This window comes from Caballeronia sp. NCF2 (genome assembly GCF_023631205.1).
In the GTDB taxonomy this organism is placed as follows: Bacteria; Pseudomonadota; Gammaproteobacteria; order Burkholderiales; family Burkholderiaceae; genus Caballeronia; species Caballeronia zhejiangensis.
Map to the genome: position 1 here is coordinate 1 of NZ_JALQDN010000092.1, position 11,851 is coordinate 11,851.

13 protein-coding genes are annotated in these 11,851 nt (G+C 63.4%); 12 read left to right on the forward strand and 1 reads right to left on the reverse strand.

What is annotated here, in order from left to right:
• Nucleotides 1-133: 133 nt before the first annotated feature.
• Nucleotides 134-1,030 carry a methylisocitrate lyase gene (gene prpB, locus NCS02_RS33480; protein ID WP_008345869.1) on the reverse strand — a complete coding sequence of 299 codons (897 nt, stop codon included), beginning with the start codon at nucleotides 1,028-1,030 and terminating at the stop codon, nucleotides 134-136.
• A 184-nt stretch (nucleotides 1,031-1,214) separates the two neighbouring features.
• Between prpB and prpR the strand changes: the two genes are divergently transcribed.
• The 12 genes from prpR to NCS02_RS33540 all read left to right on the forward strand — a co-directional run bounded on the left by prpR (nucleotide 1,215) and on the right by NCS02_RS33540 (nucleotide 11,831).
• The gene (prpR, locus tag NCS02_RS33485; RefSeq protein WP_175982212.1) at nucleotides 1,215-3,155 is read left to right on the forward strand and encodes a propionate catabolism operon regulatory protein PrpR; all 1,941 of its coding nucleotides are present in this window, start codon (nucleotides 1,215-1,217) and stop codon (nucleotides 3,153-3,155) included.
• 76 nt (nucleotides 3,156-3,231) lie between these two features.
• On the forward strand, nucleotides 3,232-3,372 hold the full coding sequence (locus NCS02_RS33490) for a hypothetical protein (RefSeq protein ID WP_167561871.1): 141 nt from the start codon (nucleotides 3,232-3,234) through the stop codon (nucleotides 3,370-3,372).
• Between the two features lie 290 nt (nucleotides 3,373-3,662).
• On the forward strand, nucleotides 3,663-3,956 hold the full coding sequence (locus NCS02_RS33495; protein ID WP_008345865.1) for a GYD domain-containing protein: 294 nt from the start codon (nucleotides 3,663-3,665) through the stop codon (nucleotides 3,954-3,956).
• A gap of 134 nt (nucleotides 3,957-4,090) precedes the next feature.
• Nucleotides 4,091-4,402: a hypothetical protein gene (locus tag NCS02_RS33500; protein WP_250523626.1), complete on the forward strand. Its 312-nt coding sequence runs from the start codon at nucleotides 4,091-4,093 to the stop codon at nucleotides 4,400-4,402.
• Nucleotides 4,403-4,685: 283 nt separating this feature from the next.
• Nucleotides 4,686-5,729, forward strand: coding sequence for an NAD(P)-dependent alcohol dehydrogenase (locus tag NCS02_RS33505; protein WP_175982210.1), 1,044 nt, complete (start codon nucleotides 4,686-4,688; stop codon nucleotides 5,727-5,729).
• 59 nt (nucleotides 5,730-5,788) lie between these two features.
• Entirely contained in the window at nucleotides 5,789-6,106 is a 318-nt protein-coding gene (locus tag NCS02_RS33510; protein ID WP_008345862.1) for a hypothetical protein, read from the forward strand.
• Entirely contained in the window at nucleotides 6,103-7,203 is a 1,101-nt protein-coding gene (locus NCS02_RS33515) for a WD40 repeat domain-containing protein (RefSeq protein WP_250520496.1), read from the forward strand. Before NCS02_RS33510 ends, NCS02_RS33515 begins: the two co-directional genes overlap by 4 nt.
• Before the next feature lie 19 nt (nucleotides 7,204-7,222).
• The gene (locus tag NCS02_RS33520) at nucleotides 7,223-7,414 is read left to right on the forward strand and encodes a hypothetical protein (RefSeq protein WP_250523627.1); all 192 of its coding nucleotides are present in this window, start codon (nucleotides 7,223-7,225) and stop codon (nucleotides 7,412-7,414) included.
• Nucleotides 7,415-7,585: 171 nt separating this feature from the next.
• Nucleotides 7,586-9,256, forward strand: coding sequence for an aromatic/alkene/methane monooxygenase hydroxylase/oxygenase subunit alpha (locus NCS02_RS33525; RefSeq protein WP_250523628.1), 1,671 nt, complete (start codon nucleotides 7,586-7,588; stop codon nucleotides 9,254-9,256).
• A 20-nt stretch (nucleotides 9,257-9,276) separates the two neighbouring features.
• Nucleotides 9,277-10,323 (forward strand): NADH:ubiquinone reductase (Na(+)-transporting) subunit F, encoded by a 1,047-nt coding sequence (locus NCS02_RS33530; RefSeq protein WP_175982208.1) that lies wholly within the window; start codon nucleotides 9,277-9,279, stop codon nucleotides 10,321-10,323.
• A gap of 44 nt (nucleotides 10,324-10,367) precedes the next feature.
• Nucleotides 10,368-11,453, forward strand: a complete 1,086-nt coding sequence (locus NCS02_RS33535) for an aromatic/alkene monooxygenase hydroxylase subunit beta (RefSeq protein ID WP_008345854.1) — start codon at nucleotides 10,368-10,370, stop codon at nucleotides 11,451-11,453.
• Between the two features lie 24 nt (nucleotides 11,454-11,477).
• On the forward strand, nucleotides 11,478-11,831 hold the full coding sequence (locus NCS02_RS33540) for an MmoB/DmpM family protein (protein WP_008345851.1): 354 nt from the start codon (nucleotides 11,478-11,480) through the stop codon (nucleotides 11,829-11,831).
• The last annotated feature ends 20 nt before the right edge of the window (nucleotides 11,832-11,851 follow it).

Genomic DNA, 11,851 nt, shown 5'->3' on the forward strand with positions numbered 1-11,851 from the left:
TTGCCGACGGTGCACAGCGCGGTATTGCCCGCCGTCACGCCCGACAGCGCGACGGATTTCTTCGGCTTGAATGCGCCCGCGCTTGCGGTGCTGTTGTCTGCTTCGCTCATGAATTTGTCTCCTGAAACAAGGGTTATTTCTTCGCTGCGAACAATTGGTCGAGCTTGTCTTCGTAGGCGTGATAGCCGAGGTATTTGTACAGGTCGGCGCGCGTCTGCATCGTTTCGACGGCGGCCTTTTGCGTGCCGTCGCGCTTCACTGTCTCGTAGAAGTTCAAGGCCGCTGCGTTCATCGCGCGATACGCGCCGCAACAATACAACGCGATGTCGACGTTCGCATCCTTCAGTTCATCGACGGTGAAGAGCGGCGTCGAGCCGAACTCGGTCAGATTCGCGAGGATCGGCACGCGCACCGCAGCCTTGAAGCGGCGATAGTCATCGAGCGATTTCATCGCTTCGGGGAAGATCATGTCCGCGCCCGCTTCGACATACGCGACGGCGCGCTCGATCGCCGCGTCGATGCCTTCGGCGGCGGCCGCATCGGTGCGCGCCATGATGACGAACGAATCGTCGGTGCGCGCATCGACGGCGGCTTTCACGCGATCGACCATTTCGCCGGTCGGCACGACTTCCTTGCCCGGACGATGCCCGCAGCGCTTCTGTCCGACCTGATCTTCGATATGTACCGCCGCCACGCCCGCCTTGATGAACGAGCGGATCGTGCGCGCGATGTTGAATGCGCCGCCCCAGCCGGTGTCGATATCGACCATCAGCGGCAGCGACGAGGCGTCGGTGATGCGGCGCGCGTCGATCAGCACGTCTTCCATCGTGCTGATGCCGAGGTCGGGCATGCCGAGCGAATTCGCGGCCACGCCGCCGCCCGACAGATAGAGCGCCTTGAACCCGACGGCTTCGGCCATCTTCGCGGCGTAAGCGGTGATCGCGCCGACGACCTGCAGCGGCGATTCCTCGCGGACGGCCTGGCGGAACCGCGCGCCGGCGGTCTGTGCGGACTGGATTTCGGAACTCACGTTTGTCTCCTGAAAAAGTGCTGCATATAAAAGCAACTACCTTGCCAGCTTGCGATATTTTTCTAACTCGTTGATTTTTAGTGATTTAGACGTTTCGGCTCCCAGCGCTTGATTTCACGCCTGAAATTTCCTGTTTCGAAACTGAAATCCGTAGCGCATACTGGATTTTTTTGCGCAGACGATCATGCAAACCGAAACCGGGTCGCGCCCGCGCATCTGGGCGGTCGGCATCAGCCGGCTAAGGGATTTGTTCATCGATCTCGTCGACACCTACGCCGATCGCGCCGAACTCGATGTCGTGGCGCTCGGCTTCGAGGATGCCGCGAACAGCATCGAATCGGCGCGCGACGGCCGGCCGGATGTCGTCGTGGCGGGCGGCTCGAACGGTGCTTATCTGAAGAGCCGCGTGTCGGTGCCGGTCGTCGTCATCAGTCCGACCGGCTTCGACGTGATGCATGCGCTCACGAAGGCGCGGCGCGAGGGCGCGAGCGTCGCGCTCGTCACGCACGGCGACACGCCCGCGGAAATTCGCCGCTTCCTCGCCGTGTATGGCATCGACGTGATTTGCGCGTCCTATCGCTCGGCGCAGGACGCCGAAAACCTCGTGCTCGATCTGCGCGATCGCGGCGTCGATGTGGTCGTCGGCCCCGGCCTCGTCGCGGATCTGGCGGCGGACGCGGGCATGAGCGCGGTGTTTCTGTATTCGCGCACGTCGGTCGTCGCCGCGTTCGAGACGGCGCTCGAAGTCGCGCAGGCGATGCGCCGCGAAGTCGCGCGGCGCAATCGGCTCGACAACCTGTTGCAGCATCTTCGCGATGGCGTCGTCGCCGTCGATGCGCTTGGCCGCATCGAAGCGATCAATCGGCGGCTCGCCGCCGCGCTCGGCATCGCGGATGCGTCGCGCGCCGTCGGACAGGCGTTGCTCGATGTCGCGCCCGAACTCGACGGCGTGCTGCCTTCCGCCGACGGCGACGTGTTCGGCGCGGTGCGCGGCGTGAGCTACGCGATCCATCGCGGACCGCTCGCAAGCGATGGCGCGTCGGGCGGCACGATCTTCACCTTCCAGGAATCGCGCGCGGTCGAGCGGCTCGACCGGACGCTGCGCTCGCGGCAGGGCGCGCAGGAATTCGTCGCGCGTTATCGGCTGGAGGATGTCGTCGGCGAATCGGAGTCGATCGAGCGCGTGCGTTCGCTCGTGCGCCGCTACGCGAAATCCGACGCCACCGTGCTGATTCTCGGCGAAAGCGGCACGGGCAAGGAGATGGTCGCGCAGAGCATGCATCGGCTGAGCCGCCGCAAGGACTTTCCGTTCGTCGCGATGAACTGCGGCGCGTTTCCCGAAGCCCTGCTCGAAAGCGAGCTTTTCGGTTACGAGGAGGGCGCGTTCACCGGCGCGCGCAAGGGCGGCAAGGCGGGGCTGATCGAGGCGGCGCATCGCGGCACCTTGTTTCTCGATGAAATCGGCGAGATGCCGCCGTCGCTGCAAAGCCGGCTGCTGCGCGTGCTGCAGGAGCGCGAAGTGATACGGCTCGGATCGACGGAGCCGACGCGCGTCGATATTCGCGTGATCGCGGCGACGCATCGCACGCTCGCGCAAGGCGTCGCCGATGGTTCGTTTCGCGCCGATCTTTTTTATCGCATCAATATTCTGAGCATCGCGTTGCCGCCGTTACGCGCACGTTCCAGCGACGTCCTGCTGCTGGCGACCGCGCTGCTGACACAGGCCGCGCGGCGCGACAAGGCGCTTGCGTCGCGCGTGCCCGATCGCGAAGCGGCGGCGCGCGTGCTCGCGCCGCTGGAAGATGCGCTGTGCCGATATCCGTGGCCGGGCAATGTTCGCGAGTTGCAGAACATCGTCGAGCGTATCGCGGTGGAGTTATCGGATCGGGATGCGCCCCTTGCACTCGCGCTCGACGAACTGGAAGCGATCGCGCCCGAGCTGTTCGAGGACAAGTCCGACGCAAACGCGGACCGCTCGCTGCGCGATCTCAGCCGATCGGTGGAAGCCGATCAGGTCCGCGCATCGCTGGCTGCGTTCGGCGGCGATCGCGATGCCGTCTGCAAGGCGCTCGGCATCAGCAAGACGACGTTGTGGCGAAGGCTCAACGCGAAGCCGAAAAGCTGACGAGCCGCGTAAATGTGTCCGTAAGCTCGCGCTGCTAGCATCTCCTCTCTTTCCCAATCCAGAACCTAACGAACTCATGAAAAAGGCTGTCATTGCTGTGTTTGCCGCTGGTGCGGCATTTTTTTCCGTCGCTCCGGCTTTCGCCGCTTCGCACAATCACCATCAGGTTTGCCACAAGGTCAAAGTGCATCATCACTGGGAACGCCACTGCAAGTAAGCGCGTTCCGCAGCCGAAGGCGATGAGCCGCGTTCGCATCTTCCGACGGGGCTTTTTTTCGTCTCGCGACGCCGCGATCGCGCCGTGAAAGCGCGCTGTTAACAGTCGCCGTCGCCTATACTTTTTTCGAAGTCAATCGATATCCATACTGCGGCTTTCCCGAACGGAAGCGCTGTTGCTCATGCGCCATTGCCGCCTTGTCCTGCTTCCTCTCTGCCTCTTTATGCACGCAAAGAAAACGCGGCGCGTCAATACGTGCGGCCGCTTCACTTTCATTCGATGAGGACACCATGGCTACCTACATCATGCTGCTGAATTGGACCGATCAGGGCGTGCGTACCGCGAAGGACACGGTCGATCGCGCGCGCGCATTTCGCGAAGCGAGCAAGGCGATGGGCGCGACCATCGGCGCACTGCACTGGACGCTTGGCGCATACGATCTCGTTACATCGTTCGATGCACCCGACGATGAAACCGCGACGCGCCTCGGCCTCGCGCTCGGCGCACTCGGCAACGTCCGATCGACGACGATGCGCGCGTTCGGCGAAAGCGAGATGGAACGCATCGTCGGGGGATTGAAGTGAATCGGATAACTTAATAACGCATCGACCTCTGCATTTCGTGTGCCCGGGCGCGGCACGGTCATTGCGCAACTCATGATCGAGCAGACGGAAACGCCTGCGTCCTAATTTCCAGTCCGATCAAGGAGGGACGGATCATGAACAAGGCAATTGGCACACTCATCGCGGCTTTAGCCGCGGCGGCACTGTCGAGCGGCGTTTATGCGCAGACGGCGGGAGGATCGAGCGGCTCGACGGGCAGCACCGCCAGCCCGGCGAATCAGGTGAACGGCGCGACGGGCGGATATGGCACGCCGGGCACCACCCATTCCGGCAGCGGCATGGCCGCCAAGCCCAATAGCGGCTTGCCGAGCAGCACGAACAGCACGACGAAGTCCGACGCGCCCGCGCCGAAGAGCAACAACACGCTGGCAACGCCGAGCGTCGTATCGCCGGCAGCCGGCCAATAACGCCGTATGAAAGACGGCGACCCATGCATCGGGTCGCCGGGCGTTGTGCGCTGCAATGCGTAGCAGGCGGATGTCGCAAGTTGCGACATCCGCATGGACAGGACTTCGGCAGGGTGTCCGATTTTGCGACAAACCCTGCCGATGCCGTCATCACAGAACGCGAAGGCCATCCACGCAGGCTCACGCGATGCCCCCGCTCGCATCGCGATTGGCGTGGTCCTTGCTCTTATCCCGGCGCATCGCTTCGGCGAAGCATCGACGATAACGAACAAGGAGACATCACGTGAAGGCTGCCGTGCTGCATGAGTACGACGAAACGTTGTCCCGCGACGAATTCGTCCGCTATCAAGACGTCCCCACTCCCGAAATCTCGCGGCCCGACGATGTGATCGTCCGGATCGGCGGCGCGGGTGTGTGCCGGACCGATCTGCATATCGTCGAAGGCATCTGGCGCAGCAAGGTCGATATCGCGCTGCCCTACATCATGGGCCACGAGAACGCCGGCTGGGTCGAGGCGGTCGGGCGGGGCGTCGAAAGCGTCAAGGTGGGCGATCCGGTCATCTGCCATCCGCTCGTCACGAGCGGCCACTGTCTCGCGTGCCGGCGCGGCGACGACATGCACGCGACCGAAAGCCGTTTTCCCGGCATCAACGCGAACGGCGGCTATGCCGAATATCTCGCGACCGGCGAACGTTCGCTGATCCGCCTGCCGTCCACGCTCGCGCCGAAGGACGTCGCGCCGTACACCGACGCGGGCCTCACTGCCTATCGCGCCGCGAAGAAGGCATCGCGTCATCTTTTGCCGGGGCAGTTCGCCGTCGTGATCGGCGCGGGCGGTCTGGGTCACATCGGCATTCAGGTGCTGAACGCGCTGTGCGCGGCGGAGATCATCGTCGTCGACCGATCGGAGACCGCCCTCGCGCTCGCGAAGGAATGCGGTGCGCATCATACGGTTCAGGGCGGCGACGACGCCGTCGAGCGCGTGCTCGAACTCACGCAAGGCAACGGCGCGGAAGCCGTGATCGATTTCGTCGGCGAAGGCAACGCGATCGCGCAAGGTCTCGCGATGACGCGCAACGCGGGCTTCTATTACATCGTCGGCTACGGCGGAAAGATCGACATTCCGACGATCGACATGATCACGAGCGAAAAGACCATCGTCGGCAATCTGGTCGGCACGTATCCGGAACTCGTCGAGCTGATGGCGCTGGCCGATCGCGGACTCGTCCATCTCGCGACGCGCGAGTATCGACTGAGCGAGGCGAATCAGGCGCTGCGCGACCTGCATCACGGCAAGGTGAAGGGACGCGCGGTCCTCATTCCGTAACGACCGGCCGGCCTCGCGACAGACGAGGCCCGCAAGCCAGGCTTTCAGCGGAGAACGCCATGACTGCGCAGGGCCAACCCACGCCCATATCGGAGCGCGTGCGGCTCGTGATCGAGCTCACGTGGATCAATTCGGAGCATCTGCGAAGCAAGAGCCGTTTCGCGGGCGTCGAAATCGAACTCGAAAGCGCGCTGGCCGCGAGCCGGCCCGAAGCGCGCACGTCGCTGCAATTGTTGCGCATCGAAATGCTGCGCGATCAGCTTTGGGAGGCGGACCGGGCGCTGAGCGCGCTGGAGGAAGAGCGCGCGCGTCTGGAGGCGGCGCTCGCGAACGCGGAGGCGGCGACGCGCACCGCGCATGGCCGCGATCCGCGATGAACGTAAGCGCGCCCACGCCGCTCGTCGAGCTGCTCGGCGCGTGCTGGACGGCGCACGCGAGCGTGACGGCGGCGACGTGGAATGTAGGCGGCACTCACGCGGGCTTCACGCTCGGCGATGGAACGCTCGTGCTCGCGTCGGGCGAATGGGAAGGCGGTCCGCAACTCAAGGCGCACGAGACGCGCGGCGTCGAGTTGATCAAGGCCACCGCGCCGCCGCCGCCGCTCGCGCGCTTTGCGATACACGATGGCGCGAGCCTCGGGCTCGCCGCCGATGCCGATGGCGGCTTTCTGAGCGCGGGCGATGACGGCAGGCTCGTGCAGATGGACATCGATGGCAATGTGCGCCAGCTCATAGCGCAGCACGGCCGACGAATCGATCACGTCGCCGTTTCGCGCTCGGGCGTGCGCGCGTATGCGAGCGGCGCGCTGGTGCGGCTCATCGGCGCGATGGAAAGCGAGTTGACGCTGCCCGCTTCATCGACCGCGCTGATGTTCGCGCCCACCGCGCAGCGACTCGCCATCGCTCACGCGGGCGGCGTCACGCTGTGGGATACGCGCGCCGCGACGTCGCGGCTCTTTGCGTGCGCCGGATCGCCGCGCGCGATCGCGTGGAGTCCCGATGGCCGGTATCTCGTCGCGGGCACGGAAGGCAACGCGCTGCACGGCTGGCGTCTTCCCGATGGCGACGATATCGAACTCGGCGGCTATGCGCTGCAGCCCGGCTCGCTGTCGTTCTCGGCGGACGGCCGCGTGCTCGTCACGAGCGGCGGACCGCGCGCGGTGTGCTGGCGCTTCGATCCGCCCGATGCGGATGATCGTCCGCGCGAATGCGGCGTCGCGGGCAGCGCGCCGGTGAGTGTCGTCGCGTGTCATCCGTCGTTGCCGCTGATCGCGGTCGGTTATCGAAGCGGCGCGGTGCTGTTGTGCCAGCCCGGCGGCGCGGACGTGCTGTTCGTCCGGGCCAACGGCGGCGCGGCGATATCCGCGCTTGCGTGGGCGCCCGACGGCGGGCGTCTCGCCTATGGCACCGAAGCCGGCGAGATCGCGCTCGTGTATTTGCCGCACGCGTTATTCCGCATTTCAGGTTCGCATTAGACGCTCGAGGGAGACGGAGATGACGACCGATGCATCCACGAAGGAAGCGTTTTTCGAGCCGCTCGGCGCGCTGTCCGACGACATGATCGCCGCGCATGGCCGCGACTTCGCGATGGGCGCGCTGATACTCGCCGCGCGTTTCATCGCACAAGGTCAGCCGGTCGCGGATGCGGCAAATGCAAGCGCGAGCAAGATCATCGTCGACCATTGAGTGATGTCGCAATTCGGGACACCGTAAGAAATTCGATCGTCGCGTTCCACGACACAAGCGCATCGAAAACCGATGAAACGGCGTATTCGCGGATGGCACGCTTGTCGCTCTTCATGCTGCCGTGCCGATGCAAACGGCGCAATCGCCCTGTAACCGGACAAGGAGAGCTCGATGTCAGAAGCATTAACGCTCAACAAGATCACATCCCAGCGAGGCATCAGTATCGGCGAGGCGGCAAAACGCGTCGCCGATCTCGGCTGGACACCCAGTTACGTTCAGGAAGCGATGACCTTCCCGACGGACTACAAGATCAGCAAGGCGCCGCGCGATCCGATGAAGCAGGTGCTGCGCTCGTATTTCCCGATGCAGGAGGAAAAGGACAACCGCGTCTACGGCGCGCTCGATGCCGCGCTGCGCGGCGACATGTTCCGCAATGTCGAACCGCGCTGGGTCGAATGGATGAAGCTGTTCCTCGCGATCATTCCGTTCCCGGAAATCTCGGCCGCGCGCTCGATGGCGATGCTGGGCCGTCTCGCGCCCGGCGAAGAACTGCGCACGGGCTTCACGATGCAGATGGTCGACGAGTTCCGCCACTCGACGATCCAGATGAATCTGAAGAAGTGGTACATGGAGAACTACATCGATCCGGCGGGTTTCGACATCACCGAAGCCGCGTTCGGCAAGTGCTACGCGACGACCATCGGACGTCAGTTCGCTGAAGGCTTCCTGACCGGCGACGCCGTGACGGCCGCCAACGTGTACCTGCAAGTGGTCGCGGAAACGGCGTTCACGAATACGCTGTTCGTCGCGATGCCGTCGGAAGCCGCGCGCAACGGCGACTACGCGCTGCCGACGGTGTTCCTTTCCGTGCAATCGGATGAGAGCCGTCACATCGGCAACGGCCATTCGCTGATGATGTCGGTCATCAACGACCCCGACAATCATCTGCTGCTCGAACGCGATCTGCGTTACGCGTTCTGGCAGAACCACGCGATCGTCGATGCGGCTATCGGCACGTTCATCGAATACGGCACGACGGACCGCGACAAGAAGAAAGAGTCGTATGCGGAGCTGTGGCATCGGTGGATCTACGAAGACTATTACCGCACCTACATGCTGCCGCTCGAAAAGTACGGCATCAAGATTCATCACGACGATGTCGCCGCCGCGTGGGATCGCCTCGTCAAGAAGAACTACGTGCACAAGGTCGCGCAGTTCTTCTCGGTCGGCTGGCCGGTGAACTTCTGGCGCATCGAGGCGCAGACCGAGAAAGACTTCGAGTGGTTCGAGCACAAGTATCCCGGCTGGTATGCGGAGTTCGGCGAGTACTGGAAGTGGTACGCGAAGAAGAGCGTGCCCGGCCAGACCAACATGCTGTTCGATCAGGAGAACGGCTACGTGTATCCGCATCGCTGCTGGAGCTGCCTCGTGCCGTGCCTGATTCGCGAGGACTTCTGCGTCGATGAAGTCGACGGCAAGCTCTACACGTATTGCTCCGAGCTATGCCGATGGACGCACAAGGTCGCGTTCGCGTCGGAATACGAAGGCCGCCCGACGCCCGCGATGGGCCGTTTCAGCGGGCGCCGCGAATGGGAAGAGGTCTATCACGGCTGGAACCTCGCGGATTGCATCAAGGATCTCGGCTTCGTGCGCAGCGACGGCAAGACGCTCGTGCCTCAACCGCATCTGCGTTTCGACAACCGCGACATGTGGACGCTCGATGATGTGCGCGGCCACACGATCCAAAGCCCGATCGTGCTGATACGAGAGATGACGCCGGAGCAGCGCGAGAAGCACATCGCGGAGTATCGCGCGGGCTTCACGATCAATCCGTGCAATTGACCGATGCGAGGGAGGCGCGTATGAGCGGCGATGAGTCTGTGACGCACACGGTCCGCTTCGAGCCGGTCGGTGTGGAGATGTCGGTCGAGGAAGGCGAAACCGTGCTGGAAGCGGCGTTCCGTCAAGGCATCGCCGTCATGCACGGATGCAAGGAAGGGCAGTGCAGCAGTTGCAAGTCGTTGCTGGTCGAAGGCGACGTCGAGATGAAGAAGTATTCGACCTTCGCACTGCCCGACTACGAGAAGGAATCGGGTCACGTCTTGCTTTGCAGGACGCTGGCCTACAGCGATCTCACCGTCGAACTGCTCAACTACGACGAAGACCTGATGCGCCGCTCCATACCCGTCGCCGAATACGACGCGACCGTCACGAGCATCGCCGCGCTCACGCACGACATCAGGCTGCTCGAAGTGGAACTGAGCCGTCCGTTGCGTTACTGGGCGGGGCAGTACGTCGATCTGACGCTGCCATCGGCGGGCATCACGCGCTCTTTCTCGATGGCCAATCCGCCCGATGGCGAACGGCGCCTCTCCTTCATCATCAAGAAGTACCCGAACGGCGCGTTCTCGTCGCGGCTCGACGAAGGTCTCAAGCCCGGCGACCGGATGATCGCGAAAGGTCCGTACGGCACCTGCTTTCGACGCGAGGATCAGCCCGGCCCGATGGTTCTCGTCGGCGGCGGATCGGGGATGTCGCCGCTGTGGTCGATCTTGCAGGACCACGTCGCGAGCGGCGAAGAGCGGCCCGTGCGCTTCTTCTACGGCGCGCGCACGCGCCGCGATCTGTTCTATCTCGACGAGTTCGCGGACTTCGCTGACAAGCTGCCGGACTTCCGCTTCATTCCGGCGCTCTCGAACGCCGAACCCGCCGACGAGTGGACGGGCGAGACGGGCTTCATCCACGAAGTCGTGAGCCGCACGTTGCGCGACGAAGCGCTCGCAGGCGATATCGATGCCTACACGTGCGGTCCCACGGCGATGATCGACGCCGTGATCCCGGTGCTGCAAATGGCCGGCGTAGAACCGGAACGGCTGTATTTCGACAAGTTCACGCAGGCGGTCCGATGACGGCCCGTCGCCCTGATATTCGCTGATCGGAAAGGAGACATGACATGAGTACGTCGACGGAGCAGTCATCGCCGCTTAAGTCGGGCGCTGCGGGCGCGGCGCAGTTCGTGGGCTGGGACAGCCGCAAGTACAACTATTTCGAACCGAAAGGACGCAAGGCAAGCCATTACGAAGACATGACCGTCGACGTGCAGCCAGACCCGAAGCGCTATCTCATTCAGGACTGGATACTGCAATTCGCCGACGGCACGCCGACCTATTCCGAAACGTGGACCGCCGCGCAATGCTCGGACTGGCACACGTTCCGCGCGGTCGATGAAGAATGGGAGCGCACGCACTATCAGCGCCAGTCGACCATCGTCGGAATGATTACGAACGCGATCGGCAATGCGCGGCGCTCGGGCGCGGTCAAGCGCTTCGACAAAGCCTGGGTGAAGGTGCTCGAACATCATCTCGGCGCGTACAAGCACGCGGAATTCGGGCTCGGCACGGCGACCATGCACGCGCAGCGCTACGGCTACACGCAGATGATCAATAGCGCGATCCTGACCAATGCATCGTACAAACTGCGCTTCGCTCAGGACTTGACGTTGTATCTCGGCGAGATCGCGCTCGATCTGCCGGGCTTCGATCTCGACGCGGGCAAGGAGCACTGGCTCAACGATCCGATGTGGCAGGGCACGCGCCGCGCGATCGAAACCATCGGCGGCGCGACCGATTACCTCGAAAAGTATTTTGCGGTGAACGTCGTGTTCGAGCCGCTCGTCGGCGATCTCTTTCGCAGCGGCTTCATCATGCAAGTGGCTGCCGCGCAGAACGACTTCGTGACGCCGACCGTGGTATCCGCCGCCGAAGGCGACTACGAGCGCAATCTCGCCAACGCGGTCGAGCTGTTCCACATGCTCGCCAACGATCCCGCGCATGGCGATGCGAACCGCGCGCTCTTCGGCGCGTGGCTCGACAAGCATGGCGCGCTCGCCGCCGATGCCGCGAAGCATCTTCAGCCGATCTGGTCCATTCCGCACGCGAAAGCCGCGCAATACACCGACGCCCTGAGCAGTTCGGTCGAGCGCGCGCAACTGATCGCGAAGGAAGTCGGCATTCCGTTTTCGCTCTCCATTCAAGCCTGAATCCACCGCGAACAGGAGCCGCTCATGTCAGTGCATACCGACAACATCTTCAAGCCGATCAAGGATCTTCGCTTCGATCAGACCATCTCGCATCAATGCGGCGTCACGATGAACGACAGCGTCGAGGCGCGCGCGATTGCGGAACTGATGGCGACGAAGCCGGGCATCACCGTGACGTATCTGCCCGCGATGATCCGCATCGACGGACAGGGAAAGATCGAGTTCAAGATGGGCGAAATCAGCGACGTGCTGGGCCGCGAGATGACGCCACATCTGTTCGAGATATCGACATCGACGCATTACGGACGGATGGTGATGATCGACGACGATACCGTCGTGCTGTTCGGCAACATGGAAGACGCAATGGCCTACGAATGAAAACGTTCGCGGGTGCGCCC